Source organism: Arthrobacter wenxiniae (assembly GCF_013376105.1).
GTDB classification, from domain to species: Bacteria; Actinomycetota; Actinomycetes; order Actinomycetales; family Micrococcaceae; genus Specibacter; species Specibacter wenxiniae.
In genome coordinates, this window is sequence record NZ_JAAMFM010000012.1 from 52,350 (window position 1) to 75,484 (window position 23,135).

Genomic DNA, 23,135 nt, shown 5'->3' on the forward strand with positions numbered 1-23,135 from the left:
GGTAGCTTTGGGGGTATGGCGACTCGTTCTTCCCCCGCTCGCGCGTCCGCCGGCAAACAAGGCGGCGCTTCCGCGCGCCCCGGGAAGACCGCCAAAATGCCGGGCACCCGCAGCAAGCAAACCGTTCCCGAGCAGAGGCTTGTCTGGCCGCTGCGCCTGGCCGTCGGCCTGTGGCAGGGCCTGGGGCACCTGATCGGCGGGGCCATCCGGCGCATGGGCGCCGACGTCAGCGGCATCGCCCCCGAGGACCGCCGGGACGGCAGCGGCCTGTTCTTCATCCTCCTGGCCGCCCTCATCGCCACCTTTGAGTGGTGGGGCCTCTCCGGCGGGGTGGCCGACGCCGTCCACGGCATCTTTCAGGGGACCTTTGGCTGGTTCGCGGCCATGCTGCCGCCCATGCTGCTGGTCTTCTCCATCCTGGTGTTCCGCCAGCCCGCCAACGTGCGCGCCAACAACCGCGTGGCCATCGGCTTCTCCCTCATGATCGTCTCCGGCTGCGCCCTGGCCCACGTGGCGGGCGGCATGCCGGACGCCGCGCGCGGCTTTGCCGGCGTCAGCCTGGCCGGCGGCATGGTCGGCATGATCGCCGGCGGGCTCGTGGCTGCCGCGAGCCCCGTGCTGGCCGTCGCGGTGTTCTCGATCCTGGCATTCTTCAGCGTCCTGATCCTGACGGCCACCCCCATCCGGCACATCCCGGACCGGCTGCGCGGCCTGTACGAGCAGCTGGTGGGCGCCGCACCTGCGCGTGACGGCGCCGACGGCGGCCACGACCAGAGTTACCTGTACGACCGCGACGGCCTTCCCAGGGAGAACAAGCCGCGCGCCCAGCGCGGGCGCAAGAAGGCCGCCGCGGAAGCCCTCGAGCAGGGCTGGGACACCGAAGGCGCCTTCGAGACGGCGCTGGTTGACGCGGACGACGACGACGCCCGGCCCGCGCCGTCGGCCGCGCCTTCCCTGCCGCCCGGCGTCCGGCGCCCCACGCGCGATGAACTGGCAGCGGATAAGATCAAGGCCCGCCAGGGCCTGCCCACCTCCTCCGGCGGCCACGAGGCCGCGGACGGGGCGGGGCGCGGGCCGGAAGCGGTCACCGAGGCCATCGGGATTGTGGCGGCCAACGCCGCCGCGCATGCGGTCCCGGCGCCGCCCAGCCTGCAGGCGCCCATCCCGGCACGGTCCGAGCAGCTCCAGCTCTCCGGCGACGTCACCTACACGCTGCCGGAATCGGACTTCCTGCCCGCCGGGCCGCCGGCGAAGGACGCCACGGACGCCAACGACGCCGTCGTCGCGGCGCTGACGGACACCCTGAACCAGTTCAACGTGGACGCGGCCGTGACCGGCTTCAGCCGCGGCCCCACCGTCACCCGCTATGAGATTGAGCTGGCGTCCGGCACCAAGGTGGAGCGCGTCACCGCCCTGAGCAAGAATATTTCCTACGCCGTGGCGTCTTCGGACGTGCGCATCCTCAGCCCCATCCCGGGCAAGAGCGCCATCGGCATTGAAATTCCCAATGCGGACAAGGAGATCGTGGTCCTTGGCGACGTGCTGCGCTCGGCCAACGCCCGGCGCACCGACCACCCCATGGTCATGGGCGTGGGCAAGGACGTCGAGGGCGGCTTCGTGGTGGCCAACCTGGCCAAGATGCCGCACCTGCTCGTGGCCGGCGCCACGGGAGCCGGAAAGTCCTCCTTCGTCAACTCCATGATCGTCTCCATCCTGATGCGCTCCACGCCCGACGAGGTCCGCATGGTCATGGTGGACCCCAAGCGCGTGGAACTCACCGCCTACGAGGGCGTGCCGCACCTGATCACGCCCATCATCACGAACCCCAAGAAGGCCGCCGAGGCGCTGCAGTGGGTCGTGCGTGAGATGGACCAGCGGTACGACGACCTCGCCAATTACGGCTTCAAGCACATTGACGAGTTCAACAAGGCGGTCAAGGCCGGCAAGGTCCACCCGCCCGTGGACTCCAAGCGCGTGATCCGGCCCTACCCATACCTGCTGGTGATTGTCGACGAGCTCGCCGACCTCATGATGGTGGCCCCGCGCGACGTGGAAGATTCCATTGTGCGCATCACCCAGCTGGCGCGTGCCGCCGGCATCCACCTCGTGCTGGCCACCCAGCGCCCGTCCGTGGACGTTGTGACGGGGCTGATCAAGGCCAATGTTCCCTCCCGCATGGCCTTTGCCACCTCCTCCGTCACCGACTCCCGCGTGGTCCTGGACCAGCCGGGCGCGGAGAAGCTGCTGGGCCAGGGTGACGCCCTTTTCCTGCCCATGGGCAAGTCCAAGCCCATCCGCGTCCAGGGCGCCTGGGTCACGGAGGCGGAGATCAAGCGCGTCGTGGACCATGTCAAGGGCCAGCTCACCGTCCACTACCGCGACGACGTGGCGGTGGAGGCGCCCAGGAAGCAGATCGACGACGACATCGGCGACGACCTCGAACTGCTGCTGCAGGCCACCGAGCTGGTGGTCACCACGCAGTTCGGCTCCACCTCCATGCTCCAGCGCAAGCTGCGGGTCGGCTTCGCCAAGGCCGGGCGCCTCATGGACCTGCTCGAGTCCCGCGGCGTGGTGGGCCCGTCAGAGGGCTCCAAGGCCCGGGACGTACTCGTCAAGCCGGACGACCTCGCCGCCACGCTCGCGGCCATCCGCGGCGGGGGCGTCGGAGGGGACACGGACGGGAGCGCCGGCGGGGAAGCGGACGGGGGCGTCGGCATCGGGTCTTCCGGCGGCGGTCCGGGCTCGCCCGCCGGCGACGCAATGACCGCGGCCCTGGCGGAAAACGCCAACGCCAACCACGGCTGGGGCACGGACCTGGTGGCCGAGGATTTGGCCAACCGCACCGAAGCCGTCGACTACGGCGACGACGAGGAAGGCGGCGAGGACGCCTGGTCGCTGACCGGACGGTAGGCGCGCCCGCCGTCCAGCGTCCCTTCCCGCCGCGCCGCCGCCTAGCTGCCCGGCCCGGAATGACGGTAGCCTTGCACAGTGACTGACAACGCCGTACCCGCCCAGCCCGGCCCTTCCAACTGGAACCTGCCCAACGCCCTGACCATGCTGCGGATCGTGCTGGTCCCGTTCTTCATCTGGTTCTTCCTGGCCGACGGCGGCGCCTACGGCTGGTGGCGCTGGGCGGCCGTGGTGCTGTTCCTCGTGGCCATTTATACTGACAAGCTCGACGGCGACATCGCCCGGGCGCGCGGGCTCATCACCAGCTTCGGCAAGATCGCGGACCCGATTGCCGACAAGCTGCTCATCGGATCGGCCCTCGTCATGCTCTCGGCCGTCGGGGAGCTGTGGTGGTGGGTCACAGTCCTGATGCTGGTGCGCGAGGTCGGCATCACGGCACTGCGCTTCGTGGTGATCCGTTATGGCGTCATGGCGGCCTCCAAGGGCGGCAAGCTCAAGACCGTGCTGCAGACCGTGGCCATCTTCCTCTACCTGCTGCCCGTCACCCCCGCCACCCCGTGGCTGTCCGTCGCCGCCCTGGTGGTCATGCTGGCGGCACTGGCCGTCACGCTGGTCACCGGCGTCGACTACATCATCAAGGCCGCGCAGCTGCGCACCGCCGGCCGCGGGGCGGCATAGCCGTGGCCGTCCCCGGCATGGACCTGGCCGCCCTGGTGGCGGATGCAACGGCCGCCGGCCTGACCGTGGCCACGGCCGAATCGCTGACCGGCGGGCTGCTGACGGCCGCGCTGGTGGAGGTCCCGGGCGCGTCGGGCATGCTCAACGGCGGGGTCATTGCCTACCAAAACGACGTCAAGGTGCGGGCGCTCGGCGTGCCGGCCGAACTCCTGGCCGAGCATGGCGCTGTCGACGCCCGGGTGGCCTGCGCCATGGCGCTGGGCGCGTGCCACATGGCGGGCGCCAGGGTGGGCCTGTCAACCACCGGGGTGGCGGGGCCCGAACCCCACCAGGGGAAGGCCGTGGGCCATGTGTTCATCGGTGTCGCCCTGGACGGTGAAGCCCAGGCCTATGAATACCACTTTGGCGGGGACCGGGCGATGGTGCGCCAGCAGGCCGTCGACGAGGCGCTGGCGCTGCTGCAGCAGGTGGTGGCGGCGGCCCGGGAACAAAAGTTGTAACCGGATAGTTAGTGATAGTGAACGCTTTGGCGGGTGAATCCCCCATTAGGATAAGATCACCAACTGGGCGTAGCCTTTTCGGACCAGCCGAAGAGGATGAATGCAAATGGCGAGGAGTAAGGCGATACCGATGGTGAAACAACCCGTATCCGTAAACGGCGTGGTGCGCTGGCGGGATGTGGGTTTGGCGGACGAGGCAAAACATCAGCAGAAGGAGCGCAAAATGGTGGTTTTACGCCACGAAATTGGAGACGTTCTGCGGGATGTTCGCCAGCGTCAAGGCCGCACACTCCGCGAAGTCTCACACAACGCACGCGTCTCACTGGGCTACCTGAGTGAAGTTGAGCGTGGACAGAAGGAAGCATCTTCGGAACTGCTTTCCTCAATCTGCTCGGCTCTCGAGGTGCCCCTCTCACTCATGCTCCGTGAAGTGAGCGACCGTTTGGCCATTGCCGAAGGCGTGGCCGTCCCGGACACCGTTCCCCAGGAATTCGCGGCGCGCTACGGTCGCGACCTCAACGAGGAACTCTCCGACGAACTGAGCAAGGGGCTCATCTCCAGCGCCTTTTAGGCCTCGAGGTAACGTCGTAACACGGCTCCTGCCCCTCCATCCCCCCGCAACGGCCGACAGCCGGAATGCGGCCCACCATCTCGCAAGCCCCCACGGTGTGTGGCCGGCTTGGAACGCAAGGCGGCCCCCGTCCCAGGACGGGGGCCGCCTTGCGTGTACGCCATGCTTCCGGTGCCGTCAGCGGCCGTGGTCGGCCAGGCCGGGCACCGGGGTCAGCCGCCGGCGTCGGCGTTGAGCCGGGAGATCAGGGCGGCCAGGGTTGTCAGGTCCTTGGTGTCCCAGTGGGCGAGCAGGCTGTGGAAGGCCTGCTGCCGCCCGTCATGGACCTGGCGCATTTTGGCCAGCCCCCTTGGCGTGAGTTCAATCAGCTGTGCACGCCCGTCGCGGGGGTCCGCCTCCTTGCGAACCAGCCCCACCCCTTCCAGGAAACTGATCTGGCGGCTCACCGACGGCTTCCCGACCCCGATGCAGCGCGCCAGCTCGGTCAGGCGCATGTCACCTTGGTTCAGCAGGACGGAAAGCAGGCCGTAGGCGGCCGGCTCGAGGTCCGGATGGACGCTGCGCGAGACCGCGTGGCTGCTGGCCCGGGCGCGGCGCCACAACAGGCTGAGTTCAACTTCCAGCGCCTCGATGGCCGCCCTCGTCTCCGCGGGCAGGGACGGCGGGCCGTCTCCTTGAGGTGCAGCTTCTGTGGTCATTCCACCAGTGTATTCTCCGCCCGCCGGACGGTGCCGGGCGTGCAAGAATGGGACTGTGCGACTAAGCGAATTTTGGCGATTGATGGACGACGAGTTCACCCCTGGCTATTCCCGCGTGCTGGCCAGGGAGCTGCACCTTGCGGGCGTGGGCGGGAAATCGGCCCTCGATGCCCTCGCCGCCGGATACGAGCCGCGGGAGGTTTGGCTGGAGGTGTGCCAAATGCAGGATGTGCCGGAGTCACGGCGGCTGGGACGAGACGTCCCGGTGAAGAAATAGCCACCTTGAGAGGCGACACGCCGCACGAATACTCGAATACCTATTCGAAGCGGCTTAGAGTTGAGTCCGTTGATGCGGCCGTGGAAGAAAGTTCTCCACACATTTGCCCGGAGCGCCGGACTTCACCGGACATTGTCAGAGCCTTGAACTAGCGTTTTAAGTGTTGGAAAACCACCGGGTTGCCCCCATGGGCAGCTTGAGGATGAAGAAACTAAACCACCACCCGCCAAGGGGCGCAGGCAGCGCCGCAAGGACGGGGCCGAAGAATCGGCACAGATGAAAGACCGAGGTGAACCATGGCTGCTCCCGCAGACCGTGACAAGGCGCTGGCCGCAGCACTGGCCCAAATCGACAAGCAGTACGGCAAGGGCTCGGTAATGCGCCTGGGCGACGACGTCAGGGCGCCCATTGAGGTCATCCCCACGGGTTCCATCGCGCTGGACGTTGCCCTGGGCATCGGCGGCCTGCCGCGCGGGCGCGTCGTGGAGATCTACGGCCCGGAATCGTCCGGAAAGACCACCGTCGCCCTGCACGCGGTGGCAAATGCGCAGAAGAACGGCGGCATCGCGGCGTTCATCGATGCCGAGCACGCCCTGGACCCCGACTACGCCGCCAGGCTCGGCGTGGACACGGACGCCCTCCTGGTCTCACAGCCGGACACCGGCGAGCAGGCCCTGGAGATCATGGACATGCTCATCGGCTCCGGGTCGCTGGACGTGATTGTCGTCGACTCCGTGGCCGCCCTCGTGCCCCGCGCCGAAATTGAGGGCGACATGGGCGACAGCCACGTGGGCCTGCAGGCGCGCCTCATGAGCCAGGCACTGCGCAAGATCACCGGGCGCCTGAGCCAGACCAAGACCACCGCCATCTTCATCAACCAGCTGCGTGAAAAGATCGGCGTGTTCTTTGGCAGCCCGGAAACCACCACGGGTGGAAAGGCGCTGAAGTTCTACGCTTCCATCCGCATCGACGTCCGGCGCATCCAGACGTTGAAGGAGGGGGCCGACGCCGTGGGAAACCGGACCAAGGCCAAAGTCGTCAAGAACAAGATGGCCCCGCCGTTCAAGATCGCCGAATTCGACATCATCTACGGCCAGGGCATTTCGCGCGAAGGCGGCATCATCGACATGGGCGTGGAGCACGGCATCATCCGCAAGTCCGGCTCCTGGTTCACCTACGACGGCGACCAGCTCGGCCAAGGCATGGAGAACTCGCGCCGCTTCCTGCGCGACAACCCCGAACTCGCCGAGGAGCTGGAGCGCCTCATCAAGGCCAAGCTGGGTGTCGGCGTCACGCCCGCCGCGCCAGAGGCCGAGGCTGCCCCGAAGCTAAAGGCCGTGGACGGGTTCTAAGCGGCCGCCATGAACAGCGAACGGCCCGCACCGGAACTGGACCCCGACGCCAACCCGGCGTCGGTGGCCCGGGCCATCATCCTGCGCCAGCTGACCAACTCGCCCAAGAGCCGCCAGCAGCTGGCCCAAAAACTGGCCGAACGCAACGTCCCCGCCGGCGTCGCCGAGGCCGTGCTGAACCGCTTCGAGGAAGTCAAGCTCATTGACGACGCCGAATTTGCGCAACTGTGGGTGCGCAGCAGGGCGCAAAACAAGGCGCTCGCCCGGGGAGCCCTCAGGCGCGAACTGGCCGGGAAGGGAATAGCCCCCGAGCTGGCCGAGGAAGCACTGGCCCAGCTCAGCGACGAGGACGAGGCCGGCAGCGCCGAGGCCCTGGTGCGGCGCAAGCTGCGCACGTCCATGAACCTGGCCGACAGGGCCGAGCGCGAGAAGTACACGCGCCGCTGGGTGGCCATGCTGGCCCGCAAGGGCTACAGCCCCTCAGCAGCCTTTGCCGTCGTGGACCGGCTGATCGACGAACAGGTCGACGGCGAATCACCGGAGTAATTGCCGCCGAAAGTGGGTACTGGGTGGTTATGCTGGCCACCTATGATTAGTTTTCCACGTCGTGCCATGAGCACCCTGGCAGCCGCCGTTGCCGCCGGGTTCATCGTGGTGTCCGGCGTTTCGGCAAGCCCCGTGTCCGCCGACGACGGCCCGCCCAGCGGCTACCCCACCTGGTCCGACGTGCAACAGGCCAAGGGCAACGTTGCGGCCACCAAGGCGGAAGTCGCCAAAATCAACGGCCTGCTGGACAGCTTGTCCGCCGAATCCGACGCGCTCGGCACCGCGGCCGTCCAGGCCGGGGCCAGCTACGCCGCGACCCAGGCACAGCTTGATCTGGTCAACGGCCAGGTCAGTGTGCTGCAGGCGCAAACCAACAGGGCCGAAAAGCAGGCCCTGGGGTACCAAAAGGACGTTGCGGCGGCCGCGGTCCAAAGCTACAAGTCCGGCGGCGCGAATCTGGGCATCTTCAACACCCTGGCCACGCTCGGTAACGCCAATGCGCTGCAAGGCCTGGACATGCTCGCCCAAGTGGGCGGGCAGTCGGCGGGCCGGGCCGTGCGTGCCAAGGACGCGGAAGCCGTGGCATCGTCGCTCGCCAAGTCGCGTCAGGCAGCGGAGGCCGAGCAGGCCAAGCTCACGGCGGCCTCCAAGTCGGCACTGGCGGCTGCCATTGCCGCGCAGCAGGCGGTGGCCAGGCAACTCGCGGCCCGGAAGAAGGACAGCGCCACCCTGACCGCGCAACTGGCCGCGCTGAACAACACCACGGCCGCCGTCGAACATAAGTACCGGCAGGGCCAGGAGGCACTCGCCGCCTATGAGGCCGCCCAGGCGGCCAAGCGGAAGGCCGCCGCGGAGGAAGCTGCGCGTCAGGCGGCCGCAGCCGCGGCAGCAGCGGCAGCCGCGGCAGCGCAGCAGGGAGTCCAGCAGCCGGCGGCAGCCCCCTCCTCGGGCGGCGGATTCATCCCGGTTGCGGTGCTCCTGCCCAACATTCCCGGCGAGGCCGTGAACGACCCCTCCGGCGCGCAGGCCTACGCCGCGTCCCGGCTCGGCGCCCACGGATGGCCGCAAAGCCAGTTCCAGTGCCTGCTGCAGCTGTGGAACCAGGAGTCCGGCTGGCTGACCAACGCCACCAACCCGAGCAGCGGGGCCTACGGCATCGCCCAGGCGCTGCCTCCGGGAAAGTATGCGGACACCGGCTCGGACTGGCTCACCAACTACCGCACGCAGATCGACTGGGGCCTGGGCTACATCGGCAACCGCTACGGTTCACCCTGCGGCGCCTGGTCGCACGAAGTCTCCAACAACTGGTACTGACCCCCAAAGTCCGGGCGCGCCGCACTGTTGCCTGCGCGGCCCGGTGGGACCGTTGCGCAGAACGCCGTCCTGCGCAACGCGCGCAACGGCCGCCGCGCGGAACAGCCCGGACGGAGCCGGCGGGGCCCATTTACCGAGTACCCGTCCCAGGACTTAAGCTTGATGGGTGAGCCTGACCCTAGACGGCGTTGATTCTTCCGCCACCAGCACCTCCAGCCGGCCGCGCACCTACCAGGTGCGCACCTACGGCTGCCAAATGAACGTCCACGACTCCGAGCGCATGGCGGGCCTGCTGGAGGCCGCAGGCATGGTCGCCGTCGAAGAGGCCGGCCCCGCGCCCGTGCGGGATGCGAACGGCGAACCCGTGCCCGACGTCGTCGTCTTCAACACCTGCGCCGTCCGCGAGAACGCCGACAACAAGCTGTACGGCAACCTCGGCATGCTGGCCCACATCAAGGAAACGAACCCGGGAATGCAGATCGCCGTGGGCGGCTGCCTGGCGCAGAAGGACCGCGACACCATCCAAAAGCGCGCCCCCTGGGTCGACGTGGTCTTTGGCACGCACAACGTCGGCGCCCTCCCGGTGCTGCTGGAGCGCGCCCGCCACAATGCCGACGCCCAGATGGAAATCCTGGAGTCCCTGGACAGGTTCCCGTCCACGTTGCCCACCAGGCGCGACGCCGTGTACTCCGGCTGGGTCAGCATTTCCGTGGGCTGCAACAATACCTGCACCTTTTGCATCGTGCCGTCACTGCGGGGCAAGGAACGCGACCGCCGCCCCGGCGAGATCCTCGCCGAGATCCAGGCCCTCGCCGACGACGGCGCCATCGAGGTCACGCTGCTGGGCCAGAATGTGAACTCCTACGGCGTCGAATTCGGCGACCGCCTCGCCTTCGGCAAGCTGCTGCGTGCCTGCGGGCACATCGCGGGCCTGGAACGCGTCCGCTTCACCAGTCCCCACCCGGCCGCCTTCACCGACGACGTCATCGCCGCCATGGCCGAAACCCCCAACGTCATGCCGCAGCTGCACATGCCGCTGCAGTCCGGCTCCGACAAGGTCCTCAAGGACATGCGCCGTTCCTACCGCTCGGCGAAGTACCTGGGCATCCTGGACAAGGTGCGCGGGGCGATGCCGCACGCCGCGATCTCCACCGACATCATCGTCGGTTTCCCGGGCGAGACGGAGGAGGATTTCCAGGCCACGCTCGACGTCGTCGAGAAGTCCCGCTTTGCCACCGCCTTCACGTTCCAGTACTCCAAGCGACCCGGCACGCCCGCCGCCGAGCTGCCCGGCCAGCTCCCCAAGGAAGTGGTCCAGGAACGCTTCCTGCGCCTGACCGCCCTGCAGGACAGGATCGCGGCAGAGGAAAACGCAAAGCAGGTGGGCCGCACGGTGGAGGTCATGGTCACCGCCCGGTCCGGGCGCAAGGCCGCCGAAACGCACCGGCTCTCCGGCCGCGCCCAGGACCAGCGGCTGGTGCACTTCAGCGTCCCAGAAGGCGGCCAGGCACCGCGACCCGGCGACCTCGTCACCGTCACCGTCACGGAGGCGGCCGCCTTCCACCTCGTGGCGGATCCCGCCACCGCGGCGGACTACCAGCTGCGCCGCTCACGCGCGGGCGATGCCTGGGACCGTTCACAGGCCGAATCCTGCGGCGTCCCGGCCACCGTTGCCGGCAACGCGTCCGGCGGCAAGGCGGCGGTGAGCCTCGGCATGCCGTCGCTGCCCGTCCGCACCGCGTGAGCGCAGCGGATTCCGGCCCGGCCACGGCGCGCGAGGGCCGGGCCCTGCCCGTTGTGGCCGTCGTGGGCCCCACGGGGTCGGGCAAGTCGGAACTGGCCCTGCAGCTCGCGGAGCGCCTCAACGGCGAGGCCGTCAACGCCGATTCCATGCAGTTCTACCGGGGCATGGACATTGGCACCGCCAAGGTGCCCCCGTCGGAGCGCCGGGGCATCCCGCACCACCTCCTGGACTTCCTGACCGTCCGCCAGGACACCACGGTCGCGGAATTCCAGTCCCTGGCCCGGGCAGCGATTGCCGACATCCAGTCGCGGGGGAAGCTGCCCATCCTGGTGGGCGGCTCCGGCCTGTACGTGCGCGCGGCCGTGGACGTGCTTGACTTTCCCGGCACCGACGCGGACGTGCGAGCCCGGCTGGAAGACGAGCTCGACGCCGGCGGGCTGGCCCCGCTGGCCGCCCGCCTGGCGCTGGTGGACCCTGTCTCCGCCGCCCGCATCGGCGACGGCAGGCGGATCGTCCGCGCCCTGGAGGTCCAGGAGCTGACCGGGCGCCCGTTCAGCTCCTTCATGCCGGCCCGGGAGTATGTGCAGCCCACGGTGCAGATCGGTCTGAACGGGGACCGTGCCGAACTCCACCGGCGGCTGGCCTCCCGTGTCCGCGGCATGGTGGACGCCGGGCTGCAGGCCGAGGTCGAGGCCCTCATCCCGCAGGGGCTGCGGGAGGGCCGGACGGCGCGGAAGGCACTCGGCTACCGGCAGTTCCTGCGTGTCATCGACGGCGTGTCCACCGTGGCGGAAGCCGCGGACGACACCATCACCGCCACCCGGCAGTTTGCCCGCCGCCAGCTGACCTGGTTCCGGGCGGACCCCCGCGTGCAGTGGCTCGACTGGGACCGGCCCGATCTCGGCGGGGCCGCCGCGCGGCTGGTGAATGGCGCGCCGGGCGCGACGCCCGCCTGAGCCGGGATCCTGCGTCGCACGCCCCCGCCCGATTTTGTGAAAGGCTTGACCCATGACTGACGCACCAGCCCCCTTGTCCGGTCTTCGCTTTGCGAAGGGACACGGCACCGGCAACGACTTTGTGCTGGTGGCCGATCCCGACGGCGAACGCGAGATCTCCCCGAAGCAGGTGGCCCTGCTGTGCGACCGCCACCGCGGAATCGGCGGCGACGGCCTCATCCGCGCCGTCCGCTCCCGGCAGCTGCCCGAAGGCGCCGCGCTGCTGGCGGAGCACCCCGCAGCGGAATGGTTCATGGACTACCGCAACGGCGATGGTTCGCTGTCGGAAATGTGCGGCAATGGTGTGCGCGTGTTTGTGCACTTCCTCATTGACCAGGGCCTGGCGGCGCTGGCCGAAGGGGAGGCCCTGACCATCGGCACCCGCGGCGGCGTCAAGGTGGTGGCCCGCACGGCGGACGGCTACCGCGTGGACATGGGCCCGTGGGAGTTCATCTTCCCGGAACAGGCGCAGGAGCGGGGCATGGATTCCCTCGTGGAGGCTGCGGGGCTCGACGTGGCCCGTCCTGCCCTGTCCGTGAGCATGGGCAACCCGCACACCGTGGTGGCGCTGGCCGACCGTGCAGAGCTCGACGGGACGCGCCTGACTGAGGCGCCCTCCGTGACGCCCGTTCCGCCGCACGGCACCAACGTGGAGTTTGCCGTGCCGGCCGAGCCGCTCGTGACCGACGACGTCGGCAACATCACCATGCGCGTCCACGAACGTGGCGTGGGGGAGACCCTGTCCTGTGGGACGGGTGCGTGCGCAGCGGCCGCCGCCACCCGCTTCTGGGCCGGCGCCGACGCCCCGGACACCTGGGCCGTCGCGGTGCCCGGCGGCACGGTGGGCGTGCGCTTCTTCCCCGGCCCGGACGGCCGCGAGCACGTGGAACTCAGCGGGCCGGCCGTGATCGTGGCCGACGGGGTGCTCGCCCTGCCCTGACTGCGTGCCGACCGGACGCCCCGACTGCGTGCCCAGCCGACGGACTGCCCTAGGTGCCCTCCTGCGTGCCGTCCGGGCGGAACACCTTCAAGATCCGGAATGCCTTGTGCGTTGAATCCCGGGAAACCTTGAAGCCGGCCTCCGGGAACTGCTGGGCCAGCTCCGCGGCAAGCCAGCGCTGCAGGGAATCCGCGCCCAGGTTCTTTTGCACCACCAGGTAGGCGGCCCCGCCGTTGGCCAGGCGCGGCAGCCACAGGAGCAGGAGGGAGTGCAGCTCGGCCTTGCCCACGCGGATGGGCGGGTTTGACCAGATGGTGTTGAAACGCAGCTCCGGGTCGACGCCGTCGGGCGTGGACGCGCGGACGTTGTCCAGGCCCAGGGCCCGCGCGTTGTCGTTGGTGAGGTCGATGGAGCGTTCGTTGACATCAACCGCGTGCACGGTCGCGGCGGGGGAGCGAAGCGCCAGGGTCAGCGCCACGGGACCCCAGCCGCAGCCAATGTCCAGCAGGTGACCCCCGGCGGCAGGCGGCGGCGCCTCGTTGAGCAGGACCGCCGTGCCCTTGTCCACGCCGTCCGGGCTGAAAATGCCGCCAGCCGTTTGCAACTTGCGTTCGGCACCGGCCAGGAAAACCGTCAGGGGACGCCGCTTCAGCGGTGTTGACGGCTGTGAGGTGAAATAATGATCTGCGCCCTGAGTACCCATAGTCCTGCCAGATTAGTGGCAATTGCGCGCCAGCGGAATTTGGGCGGCATGGCCGGCGGGCGACGCGTCGTGGCGGCCCGGGTGCGGGATATCCACAGGACGCCGCTGCAAAGGTGTGCCCGTCGGTGCCCGGGACTACGATTGGTATAACCGCCACTAAGGAGAACATGTCCAACCCATCTGCACCCCACGGTCCCGCAGACCACCATGATCCCCGCGGCACGCGCGCGTCCGGGTCCGCCGGGGATGCCAGCTCTGACCTATCCGTCGCCGAGATTGAAGCCGTGATCGACCGCATCCTGGCCAAGGATGCTGCCGCGAGCCGGGCCGTTCGCGAGGATGCAAGGCTTGACGCCGTGGACCCCCAGTCCGCGGCCGGCGCGTCCCGTCCCATCGTCGGGCGGGCCCAGGCGCTCTCGCAGCTGAACTTCCAGCACAGCAGCTTTGACGGCGACCAGTCGGAACTCGCCGAACGCAACGCCCTGCGGCGCACGGCCGGCCTCTCCACCGAGCTCGAAGACGTCACCGAGGTTGAATACCGCCAGCTGCGCCTGGAGCGGGTGGTCCTGGCCGGGCTGTGGAGCGAGGGCACCATGGCCGATGCCGAGAACTCGCTGCGGGAACTGGCCGCCCTGGCCGAAACCGCAGGCTCGGAAGTCCTCGACGGCCTGGTGCAGCGCCGCGCCAAGCCGGACCCCGCCACCTACCTGGGCCAGGGGAAGGCGCAGGAACTCAAGGACATCGTCCAGGCCACCGGGGCTGACACCGTGATTGTCGACGGCGACCTCGCCCCCTCCCAGCGGCGCACACTTGAGGAAGTTGTCAAGGTCAAGGTCATCGACCGGACTGCCCTGATCCTGGACATCTTCGCCCAACACGCACAGTCGCGCGAGGGCCGCGCCCAGGTGGAACTGGCCCAGATGGAATACCTGCTGCCGCGCCTGCGCGGCTGGGGCGAATCCATGTCCCGCCAGGCAGGCGGCCGCGTGGGCACGGCCGGCGGCGGCATCGGCTCGCGTGGACCCGGTGAAACCAAGATGGAACTGGACCGCCGCAAGATCCGCACCCGGATGGCCAAGCTGCGCCGCGAAATCGCGGCCATGAAGCCCGCACGGGAGACCAAGCGGGCCAACCGAAAGCGCAATGCCGTCCCCTCCGTGGCCATCGCCGGCTACACGAACGCCGGCAAGTCCTCTCTCCTGAACCGGCTCACCGACGCCGGCGTCCTGGTCGAGAACGCCCTGTTCGCCACATTGGACCCCACCGTTCGCAAGACGGAAACCGCCGACGGCCTGGGCTTCACCCTCGTGGACACTGTGGGCTTTGTCCGCTCCCTGCCCACCCAGCTCGTGGAAGCGTTCCGGTCCACCCTGGAGGAGGTGGCCGATTCCGACCTCATCCTGCACATTGTTGACGCCTCCCACCCGGACCCGGAGGGCCAGATTGCGGCCGTCCGGACCGTTTTTGCCGAGGTGTCGGCCCTGAAGATCCCCGAAATCATCGTGCTGAACAAGGCCGACATCGCCGACCCGTTCGTCGTGGAGCGGCTGCGGCAGCGCGAACCCCGCACGGTGGTGGTCTCCGCACGCACCGGCCAGGGGATCGACGAGCTCCTGGCAGCCATCAGCGACGCCATCCCGCGCCCCAGCGTCGCCCTGACGCTGCTCATTCCCTACGACCGCGGCGACGTGCTGAACCGCCTCCACCGCAGCGACGCCGAGATCGTCAGCGTGGAGCACGGGGAACACGGCACCATCGCCAAGGTCAAGGTCCGGGAAGACCTGGCCAGCGAGGTGGACCCGTTTGTCCAGCATGGGTGAGGCTGCAACCGCCACGGACCTGGACAGCGCTGCGAAGAGCCCCGGAGCCATGGCGGCCGAAGCCCTGGAGCTTCTGGACAGCGCCGTGGAGGCCATGGGCGGCCAGCGCCGCGACGGCCAGCACGAGATGGTCCGGCGCGTGGTCGAAGCCATCGAAAGCGGCGACCACCTGCTGGTTCAGGCGGGCACCGGCACCGGCAAGTCCCTCGCCTACCTGATCCCGCTGATCGTGCATTCACTGACCAGCGACAAACCTTCCGTGGTGGCCACGGCAACGCTGGCCCTGCAGGCGCAGATTGTGGGCCGGGACGTGCCCCGGCTGCTGGCCGCGCTGGCGCCGCTGCTGCCGCGCCCGATTGACGTGGCCCTGGTCAAGGGTCGCAGCAACTATGTGTGCAAGCACAAGCTGGGCGGCGGGTTCCCGTCCGAGGACTCCTCCGAGGGCGCCCTCTTCAGCCTGGGCGAGGACTCCAGCGTGGTGCACCTGCCGGGCGCCAAGTCCGGACCCTCCTCACCCCTGGGGCGCGAAGTGGCGCGGCTGCGCGAATGGGCCGGGGACACCGAAACCGGCGACCGCGACGAACTCATGCCCGGCGTCACAGACAAGGCCTGGCGCCAGGTTTCGGTGACGTCCATGGAGTGCCTGGGCGCGCAAAAGTGCCCGCTCGCCGAAGTGTGCTTCTCCGAACTGGCCCGCGCCAGGGGCGGCCAGGCGGACATTGTGGTCACCAACCACGCCATGCTCGCCATCAGCGCCTTTGAAGGCATTGCCGTGCTGCCCGACTACGACGTGGTGGTGGTGGATGAAGCCCACGAACTGCAAGACCGCGTCACCGGGGCCGTCACCGGCCAGCTGTCAGTGCAGATGGTCCAGGCGGCCGCCTCCAGCACGCGCAAACACACCGGCGTCTCCGTCGAGGCGCTCCACGCCGCCGCCACGGTCTTGGACATGGCCTTTTCGGGCACGCCCACCGGGCTGCTGCCCAACGGGCTCAACGAAGAACACACCGCCGCCATCGAACAATTGCGCGACGCTGCGCGCGTGGCGCTCTCCGACTCCAAGCCGGATGGCAACGCCGCGGCAGACGGGGGCCGGTCCATCGCCAGGTCGCGGCTGACCCTGATTTTTGACCTGTGCGAACGGCTGCTCACCGCCCGGGACGGGCGGGAAGTTGTGTGGGCGTCGAGGACCGGCACCTTCGCCCCGGGCAAGGGCTACCAAAAGGCCGACGAGAGCGAGCCCCCCGTCATCAACGTGGCCCCGCTCAGCGTGGCAGGCAAACTCCGGGAGGGCCTGTTTGCCGACCACACCGTGGTGCTCACCTCGGCCACCCTGGCCATCGGGGACTCCTTCCAGGCCACCGCCGGCGGGCTGGGCCTGCTGGGCGCAAACGCACCCGCCTGGACGGGCGCCGATGTAGGCTCCCCGTTTGACTACCCCAAGCAGGGCATGCTGTACGTGGCGGCGCACCTGGCCAAGCCCGGCTTCGGGAATTCCCCCGAACAGCTCTCCGAGCTCGAGGCGCTCATCACCGCCGCCGGCGGGGGCACGCTCGCACTGTTCTCCTCGCGGCGGGCCGCGGAGGATGCCGCGGAAAAGCTGCGCAAGAAGCTCAAGGTCAAAATCCTGTGCCAGGGCGACTCATCCATGGCAGGGCTCATCAAGGAATTTTCAGACGAGCCGGACACCTGCCTTTTCGGCACCATGTCGCTCTGGCAGGGCGTGGACGTCCAAGGCGCCTCTTGCCGGCTGGTGGTCATCGACCGGATCCCGTTCCCCCGCCCCGACGACCCCCTCGTTACGGCGCGTGCCCGTGCCGTTGCACAAAGCGGCGGCGACGGCTTCATCGCCATCTCCGCGACGCATGCCGCGATCCGGCTGGCCCAGGGTGTGGGCCGGCTGATCCGTTCCAGCAGCGACCGCGGGGTGGTTGCCGTCCTCGACTCGCGCCTGGCCAACGCCGGCTACGGCGGCTTCCTCCGCGCGGCCCTGCCGCCGTTCTGGTCGACCAGGGACCGGTCCGTCGCCCTCGCGGCGCTCCAAAGGCTGTCCGGGAAGTAGCCGCTCCGCCGCTTCCGGTCGCGCGCGCTGACAGCATGGAAGCGCCCCCGGCCTCGCTGCCGGGGGCGCTGCTGGGTCCTGCGGAGCTTGCCTACAGGCTGCGGAGGACTGAGACGACCTTGCCCATGACGGTGGCCTCGTCGCCGAGGATGGGTTCGTAGCGGGTGTTCTGCGGCAGCAGCCACGTGTGGCCGTCGCGCTGGCGGAAGGTCTTGACCGTGGCCTCGTCCTCCAGGAGGGCGGCGACGATGTCCCCGTTGTTGGCGGTGTTCTGGCGCCGGACCACCACCCAGTCGCCGTCGCAAATGGCGGCGTCGATCATGGAATCCCCGGCGACCTTCAGCATGAACAGTTCGCCGCTGCCCACGATTTGGCGCGGGAGTGGCATGATGTCGTCGACCATCTGGTCGGCCAGGATGGGCCCGCCCGCGGCGATCCGGCCCACCAGGGGGACAAACGCGGTGTCCGAGGCACTGCTCAGCTGGGCAAAGTTCAGCCCGTTCGAGCTGCGGACCTGGTCGGGTTCGTTGACGCCCTCAATTTCCACGACACCGTTGTCGATGACCAGCGGGATCAACACTTCCATGGCACGCGGGCGCTTGGGGTCGCGGCGCAGATAGCCATGGCGTTCGAGCTGTGTCAGCTGGTGGGTGACGCTGGAGAGGCTGGCCAGGCCCACGTCGTCGCCAATTTCACGCATGGACGGCGGGTAGCCCTTGTCAGCGATGGAGCGCTGGATGCATTCGAGAATCTTCTTCTGCCGCACGGTCAGCCCCTTCATGCCGGCCCGGCTCGGAGCCTGCGGGATTCGATGCGGAGGTTCGGGTAGCGCCATGTTCCTTCGATCCTTTCTGCGGATGCAGCCAATAATGTCAGTGCCTGCTGGTGGACTGCTCTTGTTGGCGAATCCTGTACCTCAAGATTAAGCCCGGTCCGGCCAAATTTCAAACATTTGTTCGATCGAGTCTTGGCAGGAGTCGTCAATAGATGCTAAAACTAATAGAGCAACGTTAGAACATACGTTCTATCGAACGAATTGTGCATGGAAGCTCCGCCCCGCAAGACACACGCGGTCCCCGCCAACCGGGAACGCCCGGGTGGCGGCCTCCCGAATGCGAAAGGAATGAAGTCATGAGCGCATTGGTGATTTCCCCCGCAGGGCCCGCCGTAATGTCGGCGTCCACCCGCCCCGCCGCGGCCCGCGCGCTGCGGCTGACTCGCCGCGGCCGCATGGTGCTGTTCGGCCTGCCTGCCCTGGCGGTGACGGCCGCGCTGGTCTTCTCCCTGCTGGCAGTCCTGCTGGGTTCCCTCGCCAGCCCGGCCAACGCGGCCACCAAGGTCAACACCGCGAACCTGGCCGGCTACGCCGCCCCGGTCACGGTGCTCCAGGGTGACAGCCTGTGGACCATTGCCGCCCACAGCGACCCCGCCCGCGACGTTCGTGACGTCGTGGCGGACATCGTGGCCATGAACGACCTCGGCACCGGCGTCCTGCAGGCGGGCCAGCGCCTTTATGTCCCATTGCGCAAGTAAGGGAGCCGGCCCAGGGCGTCACAAGTTCTTAACGGGAGGGTGGCACACTTAAACTGGTGGCATGGACCAGTTTGAACGTCTCAGCCAGCTACCCCTTCGCGACGATTTGCGCGGCCAGCACCCGTACGGCGCCCCCCAGCTGGACGTCCCCATCCTCCTCAACGTCAACGAAAACACCTTTGGCCTCCCCCTGGACGCCAAGGAAGCCATCCTCAAGGCAGTCGCGGACGAGTTGGATGGACTCAACCGCTACCCCGACCGCGAGTTCACCGAACTGCGCAGGGCCCTCGCCGCGTATCTGGGCCACGGCCTGACGGACGCAAACATTTGGGCGGCCAACGGTTCCAACGAGGTCCTTCAGCAGCTGCTGCAGGCGTTTGGCGGCCCGGGGCGCAGCGCCATGGGATTCCCGCCCACCTACTCGATGTACCCGCTGCTGGCCAGCGGCACCGGCACGGCCTACGTGGCCGGCGTCCGCGGGGACGACTACGGCCTCACGGCCGAGTCGGCGGCGCAGCAGGTGCGGGCGCAGGCCCCCAACGTCGTCTTCCTCTGCTCGCCCAACAATCCCACGGGCACGGCGCTGGGCCTGGACGTGGTGGAGGCCGTCTACGACGCGGGGGAAGCATCACAGGCCATCGTTATTGTCGACGAGGCCTATGCGGAGTTTGCCCACGCCGGCACTGGGAGCGCGCTGACCCTCCTGGAAGGCCGGCCGCGCCTGGTGGTCTCCCGCACCATGAGCAAGGCCTTCGCGCTGGCCGGCGCGCGCGTGGGCTACCTCGCATCAGCTCCCGAAGTCACCGACGCCATCCGGCTGGTCCGCCTGCCCTACCACCTGTCCGCCATCACCCAGGCAACCGCGGTTGCGGCGCTGCGGAACTCGGATGCCCTGCTCGCTAACGTCGAGGCCATCAAGGTCCAGCGCGACCGCATCGTGGCTGAACTGGAACAGATGGGCCTGAGGCCCGCACCGTCGGACTCCAACTTCGTGTTCTTCGGTGGCCTGGAAGATCCGGTGTCCGTCTGGGAGAAGCTGTTGGCCGACGGCGTGCTGATCCGTGACGTCGGCATCTCCGGCCATCTGCGCGTCACCGCCGGCACGGAGGCCGAGACCGGCGCGTTCCTGGACGGGTTGCGCTCCATCCTGGCGAAATAGCGCCAAGGCACCCGGCCGGCGTCGCCCTTCCGGGAACGGCACGGGGATGCGCATCCCCTCGGGCGCCGTCCCCGGGACCGGGCAGGGAGCCCGGCGGGTGCGTCTAAACTGGTGGTACACCAACACCCCAGTTGCACGCGCCATGCCCGGCCTGGCACGCCCAATTAACCAAAGGACCGTAAGAACAATGACCGAGAACAGCCAGCAGCCCGGCCAGGGACGCACGGCACGCCTGGAACGCGCCACGAGCGAATCCAGCGTGCTGGTTGAGATCAACCTGGACGGCACCGGGGTTTCGGAGATCGACACGTCCGTGCCGTTCTACGACCACATGCTCACGGCCCTCTCCAAGCACTCGCTCATCGACATGAAGGTCAAGGCCACGGGAGACACCCACATCGATGCCCACCACACCGTGGAGGACGTGGCCATTTCCCTGGGCGAGGTGCTGCGCGAGGCGCTCGGCAACAAGGCCGGGATCCGCCGCTTTGGCGAAGCAACCGTCCCCCTCGACGAAGCCCTGGCCAACGCGGTCGTGGACGTTTCCGGCCGGCCCTACCTGGTCCACAGCGGCGAGCCCGCCGGGCAGGAATACCACCTCATTGGCGGCCACTTCACGGGTTCCCTGACGCGCCACGTATTTGAGGCCATCACCCTGCACGCGCAGATCTGCCTCCACATGACGCTCATTGCGGGGCGGGACCCGCACCACATTGTCGAGGCCCAGTTCAAGGCCTTTGCCCGGGCCCTGCGGTCGGCCGTGGAGAAGGACCCCCGTGTCACGGGGATTCCGTCCACCAAGGGACTTCTGTGAACACGGCCGCGGCACAGCCCACCGTCACGGTCCTGGACTACGGTTCCGGCAACGTCCGCTCGGCCGTGCGGGCCCTGGAGCGTGCCGGCGCAAACGTCAGCCTGAGCGCGCGCCCCGAGGACGTCCTCGGCGCGGACGGCCTGGTGGTGCCCGGCGTGGGTGCCTTTGGCTCCGTCATGGCTGAGCTGAGGGCCGTGGACGCCATCCGCATGATTGGCCGCCGCGTGGCCGGCGGGCGCCCCGTCCTGGGCATCTGCGTGGGCCTGCAGGTCCTCTTTGAGGCCGGCGTGGAACACGGCATCCGCGAGGAGGGCATGGGGGAGTGGCCGGGAACGGTGGAACTCCTCCCGGCCGACGTTGTCCCGCACATGGGCTGGAACACCGTGAAGGCCCCGGAAGGCTCCCTGTTGTTCAACGGCGTCGAGGAGGAGCGCTTCTACTTTGTCCACTCGTACGGCGTCCAGACGTGGGACTTTGAGGTGATCCAGCCCAAGATGAAGCCGCCGGCGGTCACCTGGTCCGAACACGGCGCGCCGTTCATTGCCGCCGTGGAGAACGGCCCGCTGTGCGCCACCCAGTTCCACCCGGAAAAGTCCGGCGACGCCGGCGCGCGCCTGCTGCGCAACTGGGTGCAGTCCCTGAAGGTGGCAGCGTAGATGTATTCGCTGCTCCTCATGGGCCTGGGCGGCCTGCTCATCGGCGGTGCCTACACGTTTTACCAGCAGAAGACCCCACGCTGGATCCCCGTCAGCTTTGCCATCCTCGCCGCCTTGTCCCTCGTGGCGGCCTACCTGCTCACCCTGAAGGGCTAGGCGGCCCGGACCGCGCCACCGGGCCTGCCCAGCCAACCCGTTCCACCACCTACACGTTGAGGACCCGATGACCACCACCCCCATTCTGGAACTGCTTCCCGCCGTTGACGTCGCCGACGGCCAGGCCGTCCGGCTCGTGCAAGGCGAAGCCGGCTCCGAGACCGGCTACGGCTCGCCCCTCGAAGCCGCCCTGAACTGGCAAAACGATGGCGCCGAATGGGTCCATCTGGTGGACCTGGACGCCGCCTTCGGCCGCGGCTCCAACCTTGAACTGCTGAGGGAGGTTGTCCAGGCCCTCGAGGTGAAGGTGGAGCTGTCCGGCGGCATCCGCGACGACGCCTCGCTGGAAGGTGCCCTGGAATTGGGCGCAGCCCGCGTCAACCTGGGCACGGCGGCTCTCGAAAACCCCGAGTGGACGGCCCGGGCCATCGATCGCTTTGGCGAGCGGATCGCCGTCGGCCTGGACGTGCGGGGCACCACCCTGGCCGGCCGCGGCTGGACGAAGGAAGGTGGGGACCTCTGGGAGGTCCTGGCCCGCCTGGAGGATGCCGGCTGCGCCCGCTACGTGGTTACCGACGTCACGAAGGACGGCACGCTGCGCGGCCCCAACGTGGAGCTGCTGCGGGAAATGTGCTCGCGCACGTCAAAGCCCGTGGTGGCCTCCGGCGGGATTTCCAGCCTCGGGGACCTGCGCGTGCTGCGCGGGCTGGTGGCCGACGGCGTCGAGGGCGCCATTGTGGGCAAGGCCCTGTATGCGGGCAAGTTCACGCTGCCCGAGGCCCTTGACGTTGCCGGACGCCGCTAGAGCCCGTGCTTGAGATGCCCCGCAAGCAACTGCCCGGACACATCGCCGCGGCCCTCGCCGGTGCCGGCGGCGTGGCCGACTCCGCCGGCCAGCCCTGGTCCGGCCGCAGCCTGCCGGACCAGGCGAAGTACCACAACTTTGACGCCGACGACGGCGCCACGGACCCCCGCTATCAGGCGGCCGTTTCGCGGCTCCTGGGTGGAAGCGGCTCCGAAGCCGATGTGGTTGCGTCGCTGGCGGAGGCGCGCGTGTTCATCCCGATTGTGGCGCAGCTGGCCGACCGGGCCGTGGGGGAGAATGGGCTGGCGTCGGACAAGGAGTCCGACATGGCCCTGGTGACCCTGCAGGCGCCCGACGGGCGGCGGGCGCTGCCGGCGTTTACGAACGCGGCGGCCCTTTCCACCTGGCACCCCGAGGCGCGGCCCGTGGCCGTGCATGCCGCGCGCGCTGCCCTGTCCGCCGTGGCCGAGGAGGCCCAGCTGCTGGTCCTGGACCCGGGATCGGAACGCCCGTTTGTGGTGCGGCGCCCCGCCATGTGGGCCCTGGCGCAGCAGCGGCAGTGGCTGCCCAGCTACGCTGACCCCGCCGTCAGGCAGGTGTTGGCAGATTCCATGACTGCCGCCGGGAACCCCGGGATTCTGGACATTTCCGCCTGCGCCGGCAAGGGCATAGAATCCCTGTGGGACCACAAATCTGAACCGTCTGGACGGCTGGTGGCGGGCGGCGGCGCGGGACCGGAACTGGCCGTCTCGCTCACCCTGCGCCCAGGGCTCGACCAGTCCGCCGTGGACAGCATTCTCCAGGTCCTGCAGGCATTCTGGGCGCGGAATGACGTTTTCGCCCAGGCCGTTGACTCCGTCCAGGTGCGGTTGCTCCATCCCGGCCCCACACCCTAACTCCAC

23 protein-coding genes are annotated in these 23,135 nt (G+C 68.8%); 20 read left to right on the forward strand and 3 right to left on the reverse strand.

Annotated features, from left to right (window positions below):
- Positions 1–15: 15 nt before the first annotated feature.
- From G6034_RS09830 to G6034_RS09845, 4 genes are all read left to right on the forward strand, one after another.
- A complete protein-coding gene (locus tag G6034_RS09830; RefSeq protein WP_176634930.1) occupies positions 16–2,910 on the forward strand; it encodes an FtsK/SpoIIIE family DNA translocase in 2,895 nt (964 codons plus the stop codon).
- A gap of 78 nt (positions 2,911–2,988) precedes the next feature.
- On the forward strand, positions 2,989–3,588 hold the full coding sequence (gene pgsA, locus G6034_RS09835; protein WP_176634931.1) for a CDP-diacylglycerol--glycerol-3-phosphate 3-phosphatidyltransferase: 600 nt from the start codon (positions 2,989–2,991) through the stop codon (positions 3,586–3,588).
- A 2-nt stretch (positions 3,589–3,590) separates the two neighbouring features.
- Entirely contained in the window at positions 3,591–4,088 is a 498-nt protein-coding gene (locus G6034_RS09840) for a CinA family protein (protein WP_425485500.1), read from the forward strand.
- 130 nt (positions 4,089–4,218) lie between these two features.
- On the forward strand, positions 4,219–4,659 hold the full coding sequence (locus G6034_RS09845) for a helix-turn-helix domain-containing protein (protein WP_176634932.1): 441 nt from the start codon (positions 4,219–4,221) through the stop codon (positions 4,657–4,659).
- A 212-nt stretch (positions 4,660–4,871) separates the two neighbouring features.
- Here G6034_RS09845 and G6034_RS09850 read toward each other — a convergent pair whose 3' ends face one another.
- Positions 4,872–5,357, reverse strand: coding sequence for a MarR family winged helix-turn-helix transcriptional regulator (locus G6034_RS09850; protein ID WP_176634933.1), 486 nt, complete (start codon positions 5,355–5,357; stop codon positions 4,872–4,874).
- 55 nt (positions 5,358–5,412) lie between these two features.
- Here G6034_RS09850 and G6034_RS09855 point away from each other — a divergent pair, with 55 nt between their 5' ends.
- The 7 genes from G6034_RS09855 (at position 5,413) to dapF (ending at position 12,525) form a co-directional block, all read left to right on the forward strand.
- A complete protein-coding gene (locus tag G6034_RS09855; protein ID WP_176634934.1) occupies positions 5,413–5,634 on the forward strand; it encodes a DUF3046 domain-containing protein in 222 nt (73 codons plus the stop codon).
- A gap of 296 nt (positions 5,635–5,930) precedes the next feature.
- The gene (gene recA, locus G6034_RS09860) at positions 5,931–6,986 is read left to right on the forward strand and encodes a recombinase RecA (protein WP_176634935.1); all 1,056 of its coding nucleotides are present in this window, start codon (positions 5,931–5,933) and stop codon (positions 6,984–6,986) included.
- 9 nt (positions 6,987–6,995) lie between these two features.
- Positions 6,996–7,532, forward strand: a complete 537-nt coding sequence (locus tag G6034_RS09865; protein ID WP_176634936.1) for a regulatory protein RecX — start codon at positions 6,996–6,998, stop codon at positions 7,530–7,532.
- A 66-nt stretch (positions 7,533–7,598) separates the two neighbouring features.
- Positions 7,599–8,846: an aggregation-promoting factor C-terminal-like domain-containing protein gene (locus G6034_RS09870; protein ID WP_246295596.1), complete on the forward strand. Its 1,248-nt coding sequence runs from the start codon at positions 7,599–7,601 to the stop codon at positions 8,844–8,846.
- Positions 8,847–9,012: 166 nt separating this feature from the next.
- Positions 9,013–10,590, forward strand: a complete 1,578-nt coding sequence (miaB, locus tag G6034_RS09875) for a tRNA (N6-isopentenyl adenosine(37)-C2)-methylthiotransferase MiaB (protein WP_176634937.1) — start codon at positions 9,013–9,015, stop codon at positions 10,588–10,590.
- Positions 10,587–11,546 carry a tRNA (adenosine(37)-N6)-dimethylallyltransferase MiaA gene (gene miaA, locus G6034_RS09880; protein WP_176634938.1) on the forward strand — a complete coding sequence of 320 codons (960 nt, stop codon included), beginning with the start codon at positions 10,587–10,589 and terminating at the stop codon, positions 11,544–11,546. The genes miaB and miaA overlap by 4 nt, the downstream gene beginning before the upstream one ends.
- Positions 11,547–11,598: 52 nt before the next feature.
- Positions 11,599–12,525 carry a diaminopimelate epimerase gene (dapF, locus tag G6034_RS09885; RefSeq protein ID WP_176634939.1) on the forward strand — a complete coding sequence of 309 codons (927 nt, stop codon included), beginning with the start codon at positions 11,599–11,601 and terminating at the stop codon, positions 12,523–12,525.
- Positions 12,526–12,574: 49 nt separating this feature from the next.
- Here the strand turns inward: dapF and G6034_RS09890 are convergent, their stop codons facing one another.
- Positions 12,575–13,228, reverse strand: coding sequence for a class I SAM-dependent methyltransferase (locus G6034_RS09890; RefSeq protein ID WP_176634940.1), 654 nt, complete (start codon positions 13,226–13,228; stop codon positions 12,575–12,577).
- Positions 13,229–13,395: 167 nt separating this feature from the next.
- Here G6034_RS09890 and hflX point away from each other — a divergent pair, with 167 nt between their 5' ends.
- Entirely contained in the window at positions 13,396–15,048 is a 1,653-nt protein-coding gene (hflX, locus tag G6034_RS09895; RefSeq protein WP_176634941.1) for a GTPase HflX, read from the forward strand.
- Positions 15,041–17,110, forward strand: a complete 2,070-nt coding sequence (locus G6034_RS09900; protein ID WP_425485504.1) for an ATP-dependent DNA helicase — start codon at positions 15,041–15,043, stop codon at positions 17,108–17,110. Before hflX ends, G6034_RS09900 begins: the two co-directional genes overlap by 8 nt.
- 91 nt (positions 17,111–17,201) lie before the next feature.
- Here the strand turns inward: G6034_RS09900 and lexA are convergent, their stop codons facing one another.
- Positions 17,202–17,945 carry a transcriptional repressor LexA gene (lexA, locus tag G6034_RS09905; protein ID WP_218063777.1) on the reverse strand — a complete coding sequence of 248 codons (744 nt, stop codon included), beginning with the start codon at positions 17,943–17,945 and terminating at the stop codon, positions 17,202–17,204.
- 296 nt (positions 17,946–18,241) lie between these two features.
- On the opposite strand from lexA, the gene G6034_RS09910 reads away from it, so the two are divergent.
- The 7 genes from G6034_RS09910 (at position 18,242) to G6034_RS09940 (ending at position 23,129) form a co-directional block, all read left to right on the forward strand.
- Positions 18,242–18,643 (forward strand): LysM peptidoglycan-binding domain-containing protein, encoded by a 402-nt coding sequence (locus tag G6034_RS09910; RefSeq protein ID WP_246295598.1) that lies wholly within the window; start codon positions 18,242–18,244, stop codon positions 18,641–18,643.
- Between the two features lie 61 nt (positions 18,644–18,704).
- Positions 18,705–19,802 (forward strand): histidinol-phosphate transaminase, encoded by a 1,098-nt coding sequence (locus tag G6034_RS09915; RefSeq protein ID WP_176634942.1) that lies wholly within the window; start codon positions 18,705–18,707, stop codon positions 19,800–19,802.
- A gap of 187 nt (positions 19,803–19,989) precedes the next feature.
- A complete protein-coding gene (gene hisB, locus G6034_RS09920) occupies positions 19,990–20,616 on the forward strand; it encodes an imidazoleglycerol-phosphate dehydratase HisB (RefSeq protein ID WP_176634943.1) in 627 nt (208 codons plus the stop codon).
- Positions 20,613–21,272 carry an imidazole glycerol phosphate synthase subunit HisH gene (gene hisH, locus G6034_RS09925; RefSeq protein WP_176634944.1) on the forward strand — a complete coding sequence of 220 codons (660 nt, stop codon included), beginning with the start codon at positions 20,613–20,615 and terminating at the stop codon, positions 21,270–21,272. The genes hisB and hisH overlap by 4 nt, the downstream gene beginning before the upstream one ends.
- Complete coding sequence (locus G6034_RS09930) at positions 21,273–21,428, forward strand: hypothetical protein (RefSeq protein ID WP_176634945.1); 156 nt, start codon at positions 21,273–21,275, stop codon at positions 21,426–21,428.
- A 67-nt stretch (positions 21,429–21,495) separates the two neighbouring features.
- Complete coding sequence (gene priA, locus G6034_RS09935) at positions 21,496–22,233, forward strand: bifunctional 1-(5-phosphoribosyl)-5-((5-phosphoribosylamino)methylideneamino)imidazole-4-carboxamide isomerase/phosphoribosylanthranilate isomerase PriA (RefSeq protein WP_176634946.1); 738 nt, start codon at positions 21,496–21,498, stop codon at positions 22,231–22,233.
- 14 nt (positions 22,234–22,247) lie between these two features.
- On the forward strand, positions 22,248–23,129 hold the full coding sequence (locus G6034_RS09940) for an SseB family protein (protein WP_176634986.1): 882 nt from the start codon (positions 22,248–22,250) through the stop codon (positions 23,127–23,129).
- Positions 23,130–23,135 lie beyond the last annotated feature (6 nt).

Coding starts and splice junctions, on each gene's coding strand:
- G6034_RS09830 (WP_176634930.1), top strand. CDS start 16: ATGGCGACTCGTTCTTCCCCCGCTCGCGCGTCCGCCGGCAAACAAGGC.
- priA (WP_176634946.1), top strand. CDS start 21,496: ATGACCACCACCCCCATTCTGGAACTGCTTCCCGCCGTTGACGTCGCC.
- G6034_RS09930 (WP_176634945.1), top strand. CDS start 21,273: ATGTATTCGCTGCTCCTCATGGGCCTGGGCGGCCTGCTCATCGGCGGT.
- G6034_RS09865 (WP_176634936.1), top strand. CDS start 6,996: ATGAACAGCGAACGGCCCGCACCGGAACTGGACCCCGACGCCAACCCG.
- G6034_RS09900 (WP_425485504.1), top strand. CDS start 15,041: ATGGGTGAGGCTGCAACCGCCACGGACCTGGACAGCGCTGCGAAGAGC.
- hisB (WP_176634943.1), top strand. CDS start 19,990: ATGACCGAGAACAGCCAGCAGCCCGGCCAGGGACGCACGGCACGCCTG.
- G6034_RS09890 (WP_176634940.1), bottom strand. CDS start 13,228: ATGGGTACTCAGGGCGCAGATCATTATTTCACCTCACAGCCGTCAACA.
- G6034_RS09910 (WP_246295598.1), top strand. CDS start 18,242: ATGAGCGCATTGGTGATTTCCCCCGCAGGGCCCGCCGTAATGTCGGCG.
- hflX (WP_176634941.1), top strand. CDS start 13,396: ATGTCCAACCCATCTGCACCCCACGGTCCCGCAGACCACCATGATCCC.
- dapF (WP_176634939.1), top strand. CDS start 11,599: ATGACTGACGCACCAGCCCCCTTGTCCGGTCTTCGCTTTGCGAAGGGA.
- G6034_RS09870 (WP_246295596.1), top strand. CDS start 7,599: ATGAGCACCCTGGCAGCCGCCGTTGCCGCCGGGTTCATCGTGGTGTCC.
- G6034_RS09850 (WP_176634933.1), bottom strand. CDS start 5,357: ATGACCACAGAAGCTGCACCTCAAGGAGACGGCCCGCCGTCCCTGCCC.
- G6034_RS09845 (WP_176634932.1), top strand. CDS start 4,219: ATGGTGAAACAACCCGTATCCGTAAACGGCGTGGTGCGCTGGCGGGAT.
- G6034_RS09940 (WP_176634986.1), top strand. CDS start 22,248: ATGCCCCGCAAGCAACTGCCCGGACACATCGCCGCGGCCCTCGCCGGT.
- lexA (WP_218063777.1), bottom strand. CDS start 17,945: ATGGCGCTACCCGAACCTCCGCATCGAATCCCGCAGGCTCCGAGCCGG.
- G6034_RS09915 (WP_176634942.1), top strand. CDS start 18,705: ATGGACCAGTTTGAACGTCTCAGCCAGCTACCCCTTCGCGACGATTTG.
- recA (WP_176634935.1), top strand. CDS start 5,931: ATGGCTGCTCCCGCAGACCGTGACAAGGCGCTGGCCGCAGCACTGGCC.